The sequence below is a fragment of the Domibacillus enclensis genome, from assembly GCF_900156125.1.
GTDB classification, from domain to species: Bacteria; Bacillota; Bacilli; order Bacillales; family Domibacillaceae; genus Domibacillus; species Domibacillus enclensis.
Genome location: NZ_FTLX01000002.1, coordinates 136,298 through 152,497 on the forward strand (window position 1 = coordinate 136,298; position 16,200 = coordinate 152,497).

The window sequence follows — 16,200 nt, forward strand, 5'->3', positions numbered from 1 at the left end:
TCAGGAGGATAAAACGATGAGAGTGATTCGATACATTAAAGGCACAGAAAAACAGCTGGCTGCTGTCGGACAAGATAATCAAGTGGTAGATTTGCCATATGCGGACTTTATGTCGCTTGTGGCTGCCGCACAATCAAATAACAAAACAGCATTTGATATTATAAAACAAATAAGTTTGAAAACGGCTGGAAAACCAATTGATTCTTTGACTTTAACGACCCCGATTGATGCCCCGGAAGTATGGGCATCCGGTGTGACATACAAAAAAAGCAAGGAAGCGCGTAATTATGAAGCAACACAAGGAAAGCTTGACCGGGAAACCTTTTATGACAAAGTTTATGATGCTGAACGGCCGGAGATTTTTTTCAAATCAACGGCTGCCCGGACAGTAGGACCGAATGATCCAGTATACTTGCGTTCCGACTCAAATTGGCAGATTCCTGAGCCGGAGCTCGGGCTTGTGATCGACCGACATGGGAATGTACTTGGCTACACAATAGGCAATGATATGAGCTGCCGTGATATTGAGGGTGAAAACCCGCTTTACCTGCCGCAAGCCAAAGTATGGAAAAGCTCTTGCTCAATCGGACCGGCGATTTTATTAAAAGAAGCTGTAGAAGATCCATATGAACTGCAAATTAAATGCCGCATTTTCCGGGAAAATGAGCTCGTTTTCGAAGGTTCTGCTTTTGTGAATCAGCTGAAGAGGACATTGAATGAACTCGTTCAATACTTAATAAGAGATAATAGCATTTTTGATGGAACGGTTCTTTTAACGGGGACATGTGTGGTTCCCCCGAATGAATTCACCCTGCAGGACCAGGACCATATTGAAATTGAGATTCCGGGTATCGGTGTTTTAAGCAATCCGGTTAAGCAAAGTGAAACAGCGGTCCAAGTAAACTAACGAGGTGTCAAAATGGACGAATATAAAACGTTATATTTGAGCAGCAAAGACAGTGTAGCCGTCGCGTTATCTGAGCTTCCGGCACAAGCTGACGTTATATTGAAAGCGGATGAATACGAGCTGGGGATTACCATTTTGGAACCGATCCGTTTTGGGCATAAATTCGCGGTAAAAGCGATTCGTCAAGGGGATGACATTATTAAATACGGCGAAGTGATTGGCGCTGCCGTAACAGATATACCAGCAGGTGCGCATGTGCATGTACACAATTTAGAAGGAAAACGGGGAAGGGGTGACAAAATTGCTAAATGAGAAAATGCAATTCTGGGGATACCGTCGTCCAGACGGGCGCGTCGGTGTACGGAATCACGTTTTAATATTGCCAACGATTACATGTGCTACGCAAACTGCTCAGCGCGTGACGGAGCTCGTTAGCGGAACAGTCACCTTTATTCACCAGCATGGCTGTGCACAGGTGGGCACAGATTATGATCAAACAGCGAGAACATATGCAGGATTTGGTATGAATCCAAATGTATACGGTGTCATTGTTCTTGGGCTTGGCTGTGAAACGCATCAGGCGCACAGGATTGGTGACGAAATTGCCAAATGCGGAAAGCCGGTTGAAACGATTTCGATTCAAGATCATGGCGGTACACTTCAAACGATTGCGGAAGTCGCAAAAATTGCAGTGAGAATGGTGCAGGACGCCTCGATGGTGCAGCGCGAGCTATGTGATTTCAGTGAATTGATCGTTGGAACAGAATGCGGCGGGTCTGATGCATGCTCAGGTCTTTCTGCGAATCCAGCTGTAGGCCGAACAAGCGACATGATTGTTGAGCAGGGCGGCACGGCTATTTTGGCTGAAACAACTGAATTAATAGGCGCTGAACATCTGCTTGCAAAACGTGCAGCGAATGATCAGGTGGCGAAGAAAGCGTATGCCGTCATTAAAATGATGGAAAACCGTTCAATTGAGATGGGCGTTGATATCCGGACGGGCAACCCGAGTCCTGGAAACATAGAAGGCGGCCTTAGCTCGCTGGAAGAAAAATCTCTTGGCGCATCGACCAAATCAGGGACAACAAGGCTGGAAGAAGTAATTGACTATGCACAGCAGCCGACGAAAAAGGGACTCGTCTGGATGGATACACCCGGTCATGATATTGAACAGCTGACTGGCATGGTAGCAGGCGGAGCCCAGATTGTATTATTTACGAGCGGCCGCGGAACGCCGACGGGTTCACCGATTGCACCGGTTATAAAAATTTCAACGAACACCCCTATGTTTGACCGCATGAATGAGAACATGGATTTAAATGCCGGTACCATCGTGGATGGAGAAGAAACGGTTGGGGAGGTTGGCATGCGGATAATGGATGAAATCAAGTCAGTTTCAAACGGCAAACTGACAAAGTCAGAAATTCTCAAGCAGCATGATTTTGGCATTTGGCGCATCGGTCCTACATTTTGATAAAAAATTAAAAGGAGAGAGAAAAAATGACAACTACATTTGAAACGAAAACATATAAAAACTTTATTAACAATCAATGGGCAGAAGGTTCTGCAAGTGAAACAATCGAAAGCATTAATCCGGCGACAAAAGAAATCGTCGGACTCGTGCAAAAATCAACAGAAGCTGACTTAAATAAAGCGGTTGAATCAGCACATAGTGCGAAAAAAGAATGGCGCCGGATGGGGCAGGCAGCACGTGGTGAGATTTTGTTTAAAGCAGCGAATATTTTGGAAGAAAACCTGGAAGAAATCGCAGAATCCATGACGCGTGAAATGGGAAAAACACTTCCAGAGGCAAAAGGCGAAACGGCACGTGGCATCGCAATCTTGCGTTACTATGCAGGGGAAGGCATGCGTAAAGACGGTGACGTGATTCCCTCATCTGATAAAGCTGCGCTTATGTTCACAAAACGTACTCCTCTCGGGGTTGTGGGCGTTATTACACCATGGAACTTTCCAGTAGCGATTCCGATCTGGAAGCTTGCGCCTGCTCTCGTTTACGGAAACACTGTTGTGTTCAAGCCGGCAACAGAAGGGGCTGTAACCGCAGCGAAAGTCGTTGAATGTTTCGCGCAGGCAGGGTTTCCAGCAGGGGTGTTCAACTTTATCACAGGTTCCGGTTCAGTCGTCGGCCAGGGCTTAATCGATCATCCGAAGTTAAACGCCATTACCTTCACAGGTTCAGAAGGAGTCGGTCAGGGCGTCGCAAAATCAGCAGCAGCACGCGGCATTAAGTTCCAGCTGGAAATGGGCGGCAAAAACCCGGTGATCGTGGCGAAAGATGCCAACATTGACCAGGCAGTAGAAGCCGTGATTAGCGGCGGGTTCCGCTCCTCCGGCCAAAAATGTACAGCTTCTAGCCGCGTCATCGTGGAAGAAGCCGTCTATGATGAGTTTAAAGAAAAGCTTGTTTTGGCGTCTGAGAAAATCACAGTCGGGAACGGCTTGCAAGAAGGGATCTGGATGGGGCCTTGTGCAAGCGAAAGTCAGTTTAACACGGTAAAGGATTATATCGAGAAAGGCAAGCAGGAAGGCGCAGCTCTGATCCATGGCGGGGACGTGCTGACTGGTGGCGAATACGATCACGGCTTTTTTATCAAACCGGCCATTTTCGAGCATGTGACGACAGATATGACAATTGCACAAGAGGAAATCTTTGGACCGGTCATCGCTCTTTTAAAGGCATCAGATTTAGAAGAAGCCATCGAGATAGCGAACAACACAAAATATGGCTTGAGCGCATCCATCTTTACGTCAAACATCAGCTCCCTTCTTGAATTCATCGATGAAATCGAAGCAGGGCTTGTCCGGATCAATGCAGAAAGCGCCGGTGTGGAGCTGCAAGCGCCATTTGGCGGAATGAAGGCCTCAAGCACCGGGTCCCGCGAGCAGGGGGAAGCAGCGAAGGAATTTTACACGGCGATCAAAACAGTGTTTGTAAAAGGCTCTTGATCAACTTTTATGAAGGAGGTATGCAATGAAAATTACAAAGCTTTCCTTATATAAAGTACCACCCAGATGGCTGTTTTTAAGAATTGAAACGGATGAAGGCATTTCAGGCTGGGGCGAGCCGGTTGTTGAAGGGCGGGCGGAAACAGTCAAAGCAGCGGTAGAAGAACTTTCCAGCCTGCTGATAGGCCGGAATCCGAATGATATTGAGGATTTATGGCAGACGATGTACCGAGGCGGCTTTTACCGAGGTGGACCAATTCTTATGAGTGCGATTTCAGGCATTGAGCAAGCGCTTTGGGATATTAAAGGGAAATATTACAATATCCCTGTTTACGAAATGCTAGGTGGGAAAGCACGCCAGAAGGTCAAGCTGTATTCATGGGTTGGCGGGGACCGTCCGGCAGAAGTCGCTGCTGCTGCCATTGAAAAGCAGCAGCAAGGGTTTCAAGCAATTAAGATGAATGCGTCAGAAGAAATGAATTACATTGATGATTTTTCCAAGGTGGAAGCTGTCATTGAACGGGTCGCGTCGATTCGGGAAGCGCTTGGCAAAGACTTTGGGATCGGTGTTGATTTCCACGGGCGTATTCACAAAACAATGGCAAAAACACTTGTGAAAGAGCTGGAGCCGTTCCGCCCGATGTTTATAGAAGAGCCCGTGCTGCCGGAAAACAATGAAGCGCTGCGTGATATTGCGCTGCATACGACTTGTCCAATTGCAACGGGGGAACGAATGTACACAAGATGGGGATTCAAGCAGCTGCTTCAGGATGGATATGTGGATATTATTCAACCGGATTTGTCGCATACGGGCGGCATTTTAGAAGGGAAAAAAATCGCCGCTATGGCTGAAGCATATGATGTGGCCATTGCACCGCACTGTCCGCTTGGTCCGATGACACTTGCCTCCTCGATTCATCTGGATGCGACGACGCCGAACTTTATCATTCAGGAGCAAAGCCTGGGTATTCATTACAATGAAGGCATGGACATTCTAGATTATATAACGAATCCGGAGGTCTTCCGTTATGAGAACGGTTACGTGAACATTCCAGATTCCCCGGGCCTTGGTATTCATATTAATGAAGAAAAAGTGAAAGAAGCCGCTGTCATCGGCCACGACTGGAAAAATCCAATCTGGCGCCATGAAGATGGCAGCATAGCCGAATGGTAAAGGAGCGAAAAAAGATGAGATTCCATGGCATTATACCACCGGTTGTTACGTTATTTGATGAAGCGGGCAACCTGGATTTAGCGCTGAATAAGCGCTATTTGGACGAGCTTCTTTCACGTCAGGTGGACGGACTTCTTTTAATGGGAAGCTCCGGTGAGTTTTCTTCTCTGACGATTGAAGAGCGAAAGTTATATGTGCGCGAGATGATCAAGCACATTAACGGCCGCGTGCCGGTGATGGTCGGTGTCGGCCATTCGGCATTAAAAGAAGTCATTGAACTGACGCACTATGCCGAGGAGCAGGGAGCGGAGGGGGTTCTGGCGGTCAGTCCATATTATTGGAAGCTGTCAGATGAGCAGCTGTACCGTTTTTTTTCAATTCTCGCCTCTGAAACGAGCCTGCCGGTTTTTCTATACAATATTCCGATGCTGACTGGCCAGACGTTATCCGTCGAGCTCATTACGAAATTGGCAGCCGCTCACAAGAACATTGCCGGCATTAAAGAAACGATCAGTGATTTCAGCCATATCAGGCAGGTCATATCGTCAGTTAAAAAAATTAAACCGGATTTTTTCGTGTTCACGGCTTTTGATGAACACCTGCTTCCAGGGCAGATGATTGGCACAGACGGAAGCATAAATGGAAGCGCTGTTTTTATGCCGGAAATTTCTGTTGAACTGTACAATTCGTACCAGCAGGGTGAGCTGCATGAAGCAGAGCGCCAGCATCAGCGGATTTCCAAGCTAATGGACATTTACACGCTCAGCCCGACGTTTTTTACGGCGATGAAAGAAGCAGTGCATCAGCGTTGGTTCAACGGCCAGCCAGCAGGACACCGCGCACCTTTTGATGTTTGTTCAGCAGATTTAATTGAAGAAGTGTCTGCTATTTTAAAAAAAATAAATGAAAAGGAAGGGATCAAGTTATGAAAGAAACACGTGAATTTTTAGAGGGCCTGGGCTACCCATCAGCCGATCCAGGGGAGCTCCCGACGTCAACGAAAACGTTTCCGGACGGAGCGCAGTACCGGATCGAACTTCCGAGTGTGGAAGGACCGGAAGCATTAAAAGCAACGCTCGCGGAAATAGATCGGCTCGGCTTAACGATCCATCGCATTTCACAGGGTAGCGGCATTATGCTCCAGACGGATGAAGAGATTAAAGAAATGTGCGAGCTTACAGCTGAGCGCGGTATCGAATTAAGCTTGTTCGTCGGTCCACGTGGCACGTGGGACATTAGCGCAGGGCCACTGACAGCCGGTGGCAAATCCCAGGCACTCCGCCATGAAGGCGCGAACCAGCTCGTGTATGCGATGGAAGATTTAAAGCGGGGTGCGGCACTTGGTCTTCGCGGAGCCCTTGTTGCCGACGAAGGCCTTTTGCTCCTGACTAAAGAAATGAAAAAACAAGGGCAGCTGCCGGAGGATTTTGTGGTAAAAGTCTCCGTGCAGATGGGATCGGCCAATCCTGTATCCGTGAAGCTTATGCAGGATATCGGAGCGGATACATACAACGTGCCAACAGGCTTGACACTGTCAAAGCTCGCGGCGATTCGTCAAGCGATTGATATTCCGATTGACATGTACGTCGAAGTGCCGGACAATTTCGGCGGCTTTCTCCGCTATTACGAAATTCCTGAAATCATCCGCGTGCTCGCGCCGGTATATATTAAATTTGGCCTGCGTAATCATCCGGATGTGTATCCGTCCGGAAAACAGTGGGAAAGCACGAATATTTCATTAACACAAGAGCGTGCCCGGCGTGCCTCACTCGGCATTCAAATGATTGAGCGCTACTGTCCGGATGCGAAAACATCAAAGCTCGGTGCAGAAGGGCTCGGCATTGCGAAAACAGACAAAGAAGCATCAGTAAATTAAGAAAGGGAGCGGAGCGGAATGTCATTTAAAGTATTATTGACGGACTACGAATTTGTCCATCTTGATTATGAGGAACAAGTTTTCAAAGAAAGTGGCCTGGACATTGAATTTATAAAGGCACAATGCAAAACGGAAGAAGACGTCATCGAGCAGGCGAAAGAAGCGGATGCGTTGCTGAACCAATACGCACCAATTTCCAAGCGTGTCATCGATTCATTGGAGCAGACAAAAATTATTTCCCGCTACGGTGTCGGCGTCAATACGATCGACCTTGACGCCGCTCAGGCGAAAAACATTACCGTTGCCAACGTGCCAGATTACGGTATGGAAGAAGTATCGAATCATGCGCTGGCCTTGCTGCTGTCGTGGGCCCGAAAAGTCACCCTGTTAAACAATGAAGTGAAGCAGGGGAACTGGGATTTTAAAGCATGTGTGCCGATCCACCGTTTTGATAAGCAGACCGTCGGCGTACTAGGCTTTGGGCGTATTCCACGCCGATTCATTGAGAAAGTAAAGCCGCTCGGGTTTCAAACCGCTGCGTACGATCCTTTTGTATCAGCAGAAGACATGGCGGCGGTGGGCGTTCGGAAACTGGAGCTGGATGAAATCATCAGGGAATCAGATTATTTGTCCGTCCACGTTCCGCTTATTAAAGAAACACATCATTTACTGAATGCTGAACGGTTCAGCCAAATGAAGAAAAACGCCGTCATCATTAATACAGCGCGAGGGCCGATTATTGACGAAGCTGCGCTTGCGGAAGCACTTGCGCAAGGGAAAATCGCTGGTGCCGCTCTTGACGTTGTAGAAGAAGAACCGATCAGCAAAACGAGCCCGCTTCTTCAAATGGATAATGTGATCATTACACCACACAGTGCCTGGTATTCAGAAGAAGCAATGGTGGAGCTTCGCCAAAAAGCGGCGAAAAACATTGTGCAGGTGCTGAAAGGCGAAAAAACGCCGTATGCACTTACTTAAAGAAGGCGGTGGTTGGAAATGAAATTAGCTGTATTTTCAGTAGACGGAACAAAACAACTTGGTGCCGTTCAGGAAGATCGAGTATTCCTTCTGTCGGAATATCCGCCGTGCGTAAAATCATTTATTGAAAGCGGAGAGTCGATTCCTTCACTAGAAGGACGGCCTTCGCATCATTTGGCTGATGTGGCCGTGCATATTCCGATAGCAGCACCGGAAAAAATCATTTGTGTCGGCTTGAATTACATTGATCACTGCAGAGAAACCGGGATGGAGCCGCCGAAATCACCCGTTATTTTCTCGAAATACGCAAATGCGTTAACGGGACACAACAGCGATGTCGAAATTCCCGTGAACTCAAAGGAAGTTGATTTTGAAGCGGAGCTAGCCATTGTGATCGGCAAAGAAGCAAAACGGGTATCGGAGGAAGAAGCGGAAGAATATGTTTTCGGCTATACGATCATGAATGACGTCAGTGCGCGGGACCTGCAGTTTGCCGACGGACAATGGTCACGCGGCAAAACGGCGGATACCTTTGCGCCGACAGGTCCGTATGTCGTCACGCGTGATGAAGTCGGAGACCCGCACAATTTGTCTATATCACTGACATTGAATGGGGAAATAATGCAGGATTCGAATACGAGCAATTTAATTTTCACCGTCCCGCAAATTATCTCCTTTTTATCGCAGTCGATGACATTGAAGCCAGGTGACTTAATCGCAACCGGAACACCGCCGGGCGTCGGCATGGGACGCAGCCCGAAAGTATGGTTGAAGAATGGTGACCAGATGGAAGTGACGATTGAAAAAATTGGCACGCTTTCTAATCGTGTCCGAGGCCATTAACAAAAAAGGGGAGAACGAACATGGACGTTGTAACCGTGGGCGAAACCATGACCTTATTTTCACCGAATGAGCACGGCCAACTGCGCCATGCTCATTCTTTTTCGATGAAGTTTGCCGGTGCGGAATCAAATGTCGCAATCGGTCTGAGCCGTCTCGGCCATAAAACACGCTGGATCAGCCGCTTAGGCGAGGATGAATTTGGTGACGCGATGGAAGCTTTTATCCGTGGGGAAGGCGTAGACGTTTCGTTTGTCACACGTGACGAGACAGCCCCGACCGGTGTGTTTTTCAAAGAGTTTCGGCGCCCGAATGACACGCGTGTTTATTATTATCGGAAAGAGTCAGCCGCTAGCCGGATGACCGCTGACTATATAAAAGAAGAAGCGGTTAAAGGAGCGGCTTTTTTACATTTGACCGGCATTACGCCGGCGCTTAGTGATTCGTGCCAGTCCGTGATGGATAAAGCTATTCGCTTAGCGAAGGCCAACGGTGTGAAAATCGTCTTTGATCCCAATGTGCGCTTGAAAATCTGGAAAAGTGAAGAAGAGGCGCGCCGGCAGTTGAAACACTTCATTGCCGAGAGTGACATTGTCCTGCCGGGTGAGGCAGAGGCTGCATTTTTGTTTGGCAAAAAAGAAGCTGAGGCTTATCCGGAAGACTTTCACGTGCTTGGGGCCAAGACTGTTATCATGAAAATCGGAAAAAAAGGGTCGATTGTATCGCAAAAAGGTGGAGCGGTAGATCACGTATCCGGCTTTCGCGTGGAGCGTGTCATCGATCCGGTCGGAGCAGGTGATGCGTTTGCGGCCGGGGTTTTATCAGGGTTGCTGGATGGACTGTCTATGGCAGAAGCCGCCAAACGGGGCAACGCGATGGGCGCGCTCGTCACCATGGTGAATGGAGATGTAGAAGGGCTGCCGAACCGTGCTGATCTGGTTTCATTTATGGACGGCGGATTGGATGATGTAAAGAGATAGAGAGGAGCGCTTCACATGAATCAACTGGAACGATTAAAGCAGGGCAAGCTGGTCGCGGTGATTCGCGGTGCCCAGCCGGAGCAGGTTGTGCCGATTGCGCAGGCGCTCAAAGAAGGCGGCATATTTTCCCTTGAGATTACGGCGGATACGCCCAAAATATGCTCCGTGATCGAGCAAGTAAAAGAAACGTTCGGCGATGACGTCATCGTAGGGGCAGGAACCGTTTTGGACCCGGAAACCGCCCGAGCCGTTATCATGGCGGGAGCGGAATTTATCTTCTCGCCAACGGTTAACGTAAAGACGATCAAAATGGCTAAACGGTACGGCGTCATCAGCATTCCCGGCGCCCTGACACCAACGGAAATTTTAACCGCCTATGAACATGGAGCCGATTTAATTAAAGTGTTTCCGGCCGATGCGATGGGGGCAGCGTATTTCAAAGGAGTAAAAGGACCGCTGCCGCATATCCCGCTTATGCCAACAGGCGGCGTCACCATCGATAACATCGCTGATTATTTTCAAGCCGGTGCCGCTGCCGCAGGACTGGGCGGCGCGCTTGTGAACCCAGAGAAGCTTTTAGGAAAAGAGGATTACCAACGATTGACCGAAACTGCTCTTGCTTTTGTAGAGAAAGTTGCAGGTCATTAAGCTTAGTATAAACGGCTGTGCGGCACATTTCACAGAAATAAGGCACAATAACCAGTAGTATGGTGCAATTCTCTCTGAATTGCACCATACCTGTTTAAAAACGCGCCATCATCATAAGTGAGGCATGAAAAAAACTTCCCCATTAAAGGGAAGCTTTATAAATTGATTCATATTTTTCGGCAGCAGCTGTATGGGAGTATTCGTCTTCGATTTTCTTTCGAGCCGCCTCCGCATACTGGGCGCCTTTGTCCGGGTGATCAAGCAGCTCAATCATCGCTTCAGACAATTCCTCGACACTTTTTTCTTCTACGAGCAGACCGTCCACGCCGTGATTGACGATTTCTTTGAGTCCGCCGACGGCACAGGCGATCAGTGGAGAACCGGAGCCCATCGCTTCCAAAGCGGAGATCGACGTTGCTTCCTCGACGCCCGCCGAGAATACACTCGGCACGAGCACAACATCAGCCAGTGCGTAATATTCTTTAATGACACTGTGATCAACCGCTCCGAGCAGGTGAACATTATTCCCGATGCCGCGTTCGGCGATCAGCTTTTTCATTTCGTCCATCGCTTCACCCGTTCCGGCGAAAATCAGCTGCGCGTTCGGGTATTTCTCCAGCACAGCCGGGAAGGAAAGAATCGGGTAAATGACGCCGTTTTTCTTCGTTAACCGGCGCGGGACAAAAAAGACCGGTGCCGTCGCATCTACGTTATGCTTAGCGCGATAAGCCGCTTTATTTTCTGAATCGGGCTTAAAGTCATCGACATTAATAAAGTTGCGAATCGCCGTGCCATCAATGCCGGCTTCTTTTTTCACGTAATTTTTAATGCGTGTATCCACGGTAATGACCGCGCGGGTTTTCCGGTAGCCGTCCCGTTCCACGGCCATTAACGTATCGGCGTGCTTGGACCCTTCTTCCACTGAGCCCTTTGAAATGCCTTCATACGTCAAGTAGCCGTGAACCGTTGTCACAGTCGGGAATCCCGCTTGAATCGAAGCGAGCGTTGCGAACACATCCTGCGCGTTGACGATATCATATTTCGGGAAATCCGGGCGCTTCATCATTTCCTCTAAAAAAGCCTGGCGGCGCTTCAGTGTCCATACGTAGCCGGCACCGAGAGACGCTTTATTTAACAAAAATGATGGACCGCGTGCAATAAAGTCACGCTTCCATTTCGGCACATCGCTGAACGACAGTGTATCCACTTCATGTCCGCGCGCTTCAAGACCGATCTTCAGCGTCGCCATGTGCGTCGACAAGCCGCCGAGATGCGGGTAATCATACGAGGTTGCAAGTAATATTTTCACAGTTTTTGGTCTCCTCCGAATTTTTCTTTCAGCAAATCCAGGTTCCGCAAGGCTTCACGACGCAGCTCTGCCACATTCGGCGCCATCACCGCCTGTGCGTCTTCCTTATGGTCAAGCAGGTAAAGCGCGTTTTCGAGCATTTTTTCCTGATCAATTTCCCCGAGACGGAACGAGTAGTCCCACATGCCGGAGCGCTGCAGGAAGCTTTCCACCTTTTTATCATAGCTGAGCCCAAGGTGCGGCACATTCGACAGCGCCGCGAAAATAAGCGCGTGCAGACGAAGACCGAACGTTAAATCCGAGCGGCGGATAAAGTTTAAAAACTCCTCCGGCGAAAAATCCGACCCGAGCATCATCGTTTTGTCCGCATGCTTCATTTTTGCCATGACGTCCTGTGAAGCAGGCACATCGTATTTGCCCTCCATTGGCACAAACACCGGTGTGACACCGCGGCGCTCAATGAGCTCATCCAGCACGTACGCCATCTTTTCAATGTAATCCGGGTGGTCAAACCACGGGCGCACCGTCACAGCGACAATTTTTTCGTCGCCTGTTAATGGAAGAGTCCTGTACGCAACATCCTCTTCCTTCGACTGAAACGCAAACACGATATCCGCCGTGACAACCGACTCCGGTCGGTTAACGCCTAACGAATGAAGGTAATCCTTTGAATACTGGTCACGCACCGTCACAAAATCCGCCATGTTGGCGAACACCTTCATCAAAATTTTGCCCCATGTGGACGTAACCGGGCCGATGCCCTGCGAAAAGAACATCACCTTCGCGCCGCATAATTTCGCTAAAAACACAATCAGTAAATAATAAGGAAGCGGACCGAATAAAAACTTCGTCGGATACGAATCCTGCAGCAAACCGCCGCCGCCGGAAATCAGTAAATCGGCTTTGCGGAGCGCTTTGACTTTTTCTTTATTATCATGACGCCAGCCGCGGTAAAACGACTTGACGCGATGCTCGTTCGCTGTTTTGTCCGGTGAAAGGGAAAACACCGTAATATCAGGATTGTCGAGCTCCGTGCGCAAATTATCGACAATCGACTTCAAAATCGCTTCATCGCCCGTGTTGCCAAGGCCGTAGAAGCCGGAAATGACTATTTTCAAAAGTTCTTCCTCCTCGAGACTATATCTCGTAAAATTTTATCACTACTTAGCCGGTGAGTACAATCATTATCCGAGAGAATGGGGCGAAGTGACCGGTAAATTCAGTGAAGTGACCGGTAAACGGGGAGAAGTGACTGATAAACGATCTTTATCGGTCACATATGGGCTTTTACCGGTCAAATCCGCTTGTTTACCGTTCAATTAAAATAGTACATCCGAAAAAAGAAGGAATTTGAGGCCGGTGAAGCTAATTGATTTATTTAGAAAGACAACCAAGGAGGTTCAAACGTGCAAAAATCAATTTTTCATGCAAAGCTAGAATCACTCGACCGCAGACTCATTCACCCGAATCAGGAAATAAAGCAGGAGCTTGCCAGATGCAGCGCCGGTTTAAAAGGAGAAGCAACCATATACAATATGTTAAAGCAAGCCCCCACTCCGTTCCATCTTCTTCATGACATTCGCCTTCCTCTTCCGAACCGATTCGGACACTTTCAGATTGACATCCTCGTTTTAACCCGGTTCGCCGCTTTTATTTTAGAAGCGAAATACATCCAAGGCCACCTTATTTTCAATCGAAACACAAGGCAGCTCATTCGAGGGAAACAAGTTTTTGATGATCCATTCACGCAAGTGTTTCGTCACAAAACAGGGCTTGAGCAATGGCTTGATCATCTGCTTCCGGTCATTCCTTTTGTTGTGATGACTCACCCGAATGCTCAAATTGATTTCATTCCTCCTGATTCTGCAGACCGCCAAACCCTTCTGTTTACTTCTGAAATCACATCAAAGCTGGATGAATGCCTCGCCTCTAAAAAATCATTATTAACTGAACAGGAATTAGCGACGCTCGCCATAAAACTGAAGGCAGCTGAACGCCCTCTGAACATAAATATTCTGCAGCATTTCCATATTCGGAACGAGCAGCTTCAACAAGGAATCCTTTGTGAGGGGTGCGATCACTGGACGGTTCAAAAAAAGGGGAAAAGATGGCGCTGTACGAGGTGTAAAGCCGTTTCTGTGGACGGTGCGTTGCTGGCATTAAAGGATTATACCCGGCTGTTTGGACGCGATATTACAAATCAGCAAATTAGAGCATTCGCTGGCATTCATTCTGAAACGATTGCTAAAAAGCTGCTTCAAAAATGGGCCGTATCTCATACGGGGGAATTCAAAATAAGGACGTACCAGATGCCGGAGCAGTGGATGAGGGAGTAAAAGTGACCGGTAAACACAAAGATCTGACCGGTAATTCGATTTTACCGGTCGGATCAACTCCAATACCGGTCAAATCACACAGTTTACCGGTCACATCACAGGCAATAGGAAAGTATGCACCGCTCCCAAAAATCTGCTATACTAAGAAAATTGAAAGCATACGAATAGAGGCTGGTTAAAACGATGAAGGAAACGTATCTTGGCGTCGATGTGTCGCCTTTAACATATGAACAAATTATTGCGTCACTGCGCGAGCGGATGAGCGAAAACGAGCAGTCCACGATCATTGCCGTAAACCCGGAAAAGGTGATCACGGCGAACAAGGACGAGCAGGTGAAGCAGCTGATCAATTCGTCCACGTTCCAGATTGCGGACGGGGTTGGCATTTTGCTTGCGTCCAAGCTGCAAAAGGGGCGCATCACGTCACGCGTTACCGGCGTTGATATGATGGCGCGCCTGCTCACATTCGCTGCTTCCGAAGGCCATCCGGTTTATTTTTATGGAGCCAAGGAAGAAGTGGTGACGAAAGCGATCGCGAATATAAAGGAAGCAAACCCGGGACTTGTCGTCGCGGGGTACACGAACGGCTATGAAAAAGACGAGCAGGCACTCGTCCGCCGCATTCACGAAAGCGGGGCGCGTCTGCTGTTCGTTGCGCTCGGCAGCCCGAAGCAGGAGCTGTGGATTCAGCGCAACATGCCGAATGTGCCGAACGTGCTTGTCTTTCAAGGCGTCGGCGGCAGCTTTGATGTGTTTTCCGGTACGGTCAAACGGGCGCCTGCCGCATTCCGCAAAGCGGGGCTTGAGTGGCTCTACCGGCTCGGCTCGGACCCGAAACGAATTAAACGCCAAATGAATTTACCACGCTTTTTAGTCCGCGTGTTATTAAATAAAGGGAGATAATTTGTCATGAAAAAATCAATCTGTGTTGTCGGTCTTGGCTACATCGGTCTTCCGACAGCGGTTATGTTCGCGAACCACGGCCATTCTGTACACGGCGTGGACGTCAATGAAAAAGCAGTCAGCATGATTAGTGAAAAGCAGTTGCATATCGAAGAAAACGGCTTGCAGGAGCGTCTCGACAAAGCGATCGACTCCGGCGCGTTCACGGTTTCAACCACACCGCAAAAAGCAGACGTCTTCATCATCGCGGTACCGTCCCCGATTATGCCGGACAAAACAGCGAACCTTGAATACGTTCGCCAGGCAACGGCATCCGTTGTGCCATACCTTGAAAAGGGCAATCTTGTCATTCTTGAATCAACCGTACCGCCGCGCACCGTGCAGGACGTGATGCTGCCGGAGCTTGAAAAAGCGGGTCTTGAAATCGGCACAGATTTATTTGTGTCCCATTCACCGGAGCGCGTTATCCCGGGCCGTGTGTTTGAAGAGCTTGTGTCAAACGACCGCATCATCGGCGGCTACACGCCGGAATCTGCGCGCCAGACAACGGAGCTGTATCAATCATTCGTCCAGGGGCAAATGCATGAAACCGATGCAACAACAGCCGAGCTGGTCAAAGTCATGGAAAACACGTACCGCGACATTAACATCGCGTTTGCGAATGAGCTTGCCAAGCTTGCCGGCTCGCTCGGCGTGAACATTTGGGAAGCAATTAAGCTTGCGAACTATCATCCGCGTGTGAATGTGCACGAGCCAGGTCCTGGTGTCGGCGGTCACTGCATCGCGGTTGATCCATGGTTTTTAGTCGAGCTTGCACCGGAAACGGCAAAAATGATTCACCTCGCCCGCCAGACAAACGATGGTATGCCGGCGTACACAGCCCAAATGACGGCGAGCATTTTAGACGCAAAAGGCATTAAAGACCCGAAAGTGGCGGTGTTTGGCCTCGCGTTCAAAGGCAATATCGATGACATGCGCGAAAGTCCGTCGATGGACGTAATCGAAGCGCTGCGCGGCCGTCAGGTGAACTTGAGCGCCTTTGACCCGCACATTAAGCAAAACAACATCGACGAACAAACGCAGTCTCAAGAAGAAGCGCTGCAGGATGCGTCCGCGATCTTAATTTTAACGAGCCATAATAAATTCAAGGACCTCGATCCTTCCTCGATTTCAAACATGAAGGATAAGGTTGTCATCGATACGAAAAACTGCATTGACCGCGCCAAGTGGGAAGCAGCGGGCTTTGACGTTTACGTGCTCGGCGATTCGAAAAATTAAAGGG

General features: G+C 48.8%; 16 protein-coding genes. 14 read left to right on the plus strand and 2 right to left on the minus strand.

Translation table 11 applies throughout. From position 1 onward, the window contains the following. Window positions 1–16 precede the first annotated feature (16 nt). Genes BW952_RS04625 through BW952_RS04675 form a run of 11 tightly spaced genes read left to right on the plus strand, consistent with a single transcriptional unit; the run spans window position 17 to window position 10,370 of the window. Window positions 17–907: a fumarylacetoacetate hydrolase family protein gene (locus BW952_RS04625; protein ID WP_045849334.1), complete on the plus strand. Its 891-nt coding sequence runs from the start codon at window positions 17–19 to the stop codon at window positions 905–907. 12 nt (window positions 908–919) lie between these two features. Further along, complete coding sequence (locus BW952_RS04630) at window positions 920–1,219, plus strand: UxaA family hydrolase (protein ID WP_045849335.1); 300 nt, start codon at window positions 920–922, stop codon at window positions 1,217–1,219. Window positions 1,220–1,223: 4 nt separating this feature from the next. Next, the gene (locus BW952_RS04635) at window positions 1,224–2,381 is read left to right on the plus strand and encodes a UxaA family hydrolase (protein WP_045849396.1); all 1,158 of its coding nucleotides are present in this window, start codon (window positions 1,224–1,226) and stop codon (window positions 2,379–2,381) included. A 26-nt stretch (window positions 2,382–2,407) separates the two neighbouring features. Continuing rightward, a complete protein-coding gene (gucD, locus tag BW952_RS04640) occupies window positions 2,408–3,874 on the plus strand; it encodes an alpha-ketoglutaric semialdehyde dehydrogenase GucD (protein ID WP_045849336.1) in 1,467 nt (488 codons plus the stop codon). 25 nt (window positions 3,875–3,899) lie between these two features. Continuing rightward, entirely contained in the window at window positions 3,900–5,048 is a 1,149-nt protein-coding gene (gene dgoD / locus BW952_RS04645) for a galactonate dehydratase (RefSeq protein ID WP_045849337.1), read from the plus strand. A 14-nt stretch (window positions 5,049–5,062) separates the two neighbouring features. Then, window positions 5,063–5,977, plus strand: coding sequence for a dihydrodipicolinate synthase family protein (locus BW952_RS04650; protein WP_045849338.1), 915 nt, complete (start codon window positions 5,063–5,065; stop codon window positions 5,975–5,977). Then, window positions 5,974–6,924, plus strand: coding sequence for a U32 family peptidase (locus BW952_RS04655; RefSeq protein ID WP_045849339.1), 951 nt, complete (start codon window positions 5,974–5,976; stop codon window positions 6,922–6,924). Before BW952_RS04650 ends, BW952_RS04655 begins: the two co-directional genes overlap by 4 nt. 18 nt (window positions 6,925–6,942) lie before the next feature. After that, a complete protein-coding gene (locus BW952_RS04660) occupies window positions 6,943–7,902 on the plus strand; it encodes a C-terminal binding protein (RefSeq protein WP_045849340.1) in 960 nt (319 codons plus the stop codon). Window positions 7,903–7,920: 18 nt separating this feature from the next. Continuing rightward, the gene (locus BW952_RS04665; protein ID WP_045849397.1) at window positions 7,921–8,745 is read left to right on the plus strand and encodes a fumarylacetoacetate hydrolase family protein; all 825 of its coding nucleotides are present in this window, start codon (window positions 7,921–7,923) and stop codon (window positions 8,743–8,745) included. 20 nt (window positions 8,746–8,765) lie between these two features. After that, a complete protein-coding gene (locus BW952_RS04670; RefSeq protein WP_045849341.1) occupies window positions 8,766–9,722 on the plus strand; it encodes a sugar kinase in 957 nt (318 codons plus the stop codon). Between the two features lie 15 nt (window positions 9,723–9,737). After that, complete coding sequence (locus BW952_RS04675) at window positions 9,738–10,370, plus strand: bifunctional 4-hydroxy-2-oxoglutarate aldolase/2-dehydro-3-deoxy-phosphogluconate aldolase (protein WP_045849342.1); 633 nt, start codon at window positions 9,738–9,740, stop codon at window positions 10,368–10,370. A 142-nt stretch (window positions 10,371–10,512) separates the two neighbouring features. Here BW952_RS04675 and BW952_RS04680 read toward each other — a convergent pair whose 3' ends face one another. Both BW952_RS04680 and csaB read right to left on the minus strand, forming a co-directional pair. Further along, complete coding sequence (locus BW952_RS04680; RefSeq protein ID WP_045849343.1) at window positions 10,513–11,679, minus strand: glycosyltransferase family 4 protein; 1,167 nt, start codon at window positions 11,677–11,679, stop codon at window positions 10,513–10,515. Further along, window positions 11,676–12,797 (minus strand): polysaccharide pyruvyl transferase CsaB, encoded by a 1,122-nt coding sequence (gene csaB / locus BW952_RS04685; protein ID WP_045849344.1) that lies wholly within the window; start codon window positions 12,795–12,797, stop codon window positions 11,676–11,678. Before csaB ends, BW952_RS04680 begins: the two co-directional genes overlap by 4 nt. A gap of 288 nt (window positions 12,798–13,085) precedes the next feature. On the opposite strand from csaB, the gene BW952_RS04690 reads away from it, so the two are divergent. The 3 genes from BW952_RS04690 (at window position 13,086) to BW952_RS04700 (ending at window position 16,196) form a co-directional block, all read left to right on the plus strand. Further along, the gene (locus BW952_RS04690; RefSeq protein WP_045849345.1) at window positions 13,086–14,015 is read left to right on the plus strand and encodes a nuclease-related domain-containing protein; all 930 of its coding nucleotides are present in this window, start codon (window positions 13,086–13,088) and stop codon (window positions 14,013–14,015) included. Between the two features lie 183 nt (window positions 14,016–14,198). Continuing rightward, a complete protein-coding gene (locus BW952_RS04695) occupies window positions 14,199–14,918 on the plus strand; it encodes a WecB/TagA/CpsF family glycosyltransferase (protein WP_045849346.1) in 720 nt (239 codons plus the stop codon). A gap of 6 nt (window positions 14,919–14,924) precedes the next feature. Beyond that, window positions 14,925–16,196: a nucleotide sugar dehydrogenase gene (locus tag BW952_RS04700; protein ID WP_045849347.1), complete on the plus strand. Its 1,272-nt coding sequence runs from the start codon at window positions 14,925–14,927 to the stop codon at window positions 16,194–16,196. Window positions 16,197–16,200 lie beyond the last annotated feature (4 nt).

What these genes read in the sequence shown, in the direction of transcription:
- BW952_RS04670 (WP_045849341.1), top strand. Translation starts at nt 8,766, where the DNA reads ATGGACGTTGTAACCGTGGGCGAAACCATGACCTTATTTTCACCGAAT.
- BW952_RS04700 (WP_045849347.1), top strand. Translation starts at nt 14,925, where the DNA reads ATGAAAAAATCAATCTGTGTTGTCGGTCTTGGCTACATCGGTCTTCCG.
- gucD (WP_045849336.1), top strand. Translation starts at nt 2,408, where the DNA reads ATGACAACTACATTTGAAACGAAAACATATAAAAACTTTATTAACAAT.
- BW952_RS04675 (WP_045849342.1), top strand. Translation starts at nt 9,738, where the DNA reads ATGAATCAACTGGAACGATTAAAGCAGGGCAAGCTGGTCGCGGTGATT.
- BW952_RS04660 (WP_045849340.1), top strand. Translation starts at nt 6,943, where the DNA reads ATGTCATTTAAAGTATTATTGACGGACTACGAATTTGTCCATCTTGAT.
- BW952_RS04650 (WP_045849338.1), top strand. Translation starts at nt 5,063, where the DNA reads ATGAGATTCCATGGCATTATACCACCGGTTGTTACGTTATTTGATGAA.
- BW952_RS04655 (WP_045849339.1), top strand. Translation starts at nt 5,974, where the DNA reads ATGAAAGAAACACGTGAATTTTTAGAGGGCCTGGGCTACCCATCAGCC.
- BW952_RS04635 (WP_045849396.1), top strand. Translation starts at nt 1,224, where the DNA reads ATGCAATTCTGGGGATACCGTCGTCCAGACGGGCGCGTCGGTGTACGG.
- BW952_RS04695 (WP_045849346.1), top strand. Translation starts at nt 14,199, where the DNA reads ATGAAGGAAACGTATCTTGGCGTCGATGTGTCGCCTTTAACATATGAA.
- dgoD (WP_045849337.1), top strand. Translation starts at nt 3,900, where the DNA reads ATGAAAATTACAAAGCTTTCCTTATATAAAGTACCACCCAGATGGCTG.
- BW952_RS04630 (WP_045849335.1), top strand. Translation starts at nt 920, where the DNA reads ATGGACGAATATAAAACGTTATATTTGAGCAGCAAAGACAGTGTAGCC.
- BW952_RS04625 (WP_045849334.1), top strand. Translation starts at nt 17, where the DNA reads ATGAGAGTGATTCGATACATTAAAGGCACAGAAAAACAGCTGGCTGCT.
- BW952_RS04665 (WP_045849397.1), top strand. Translation starts at nt 7,921, where the DNA reads ATGAAATTAGCTGTATTTTCAGTAGACGGAACAAAACAACTTGGTGCC.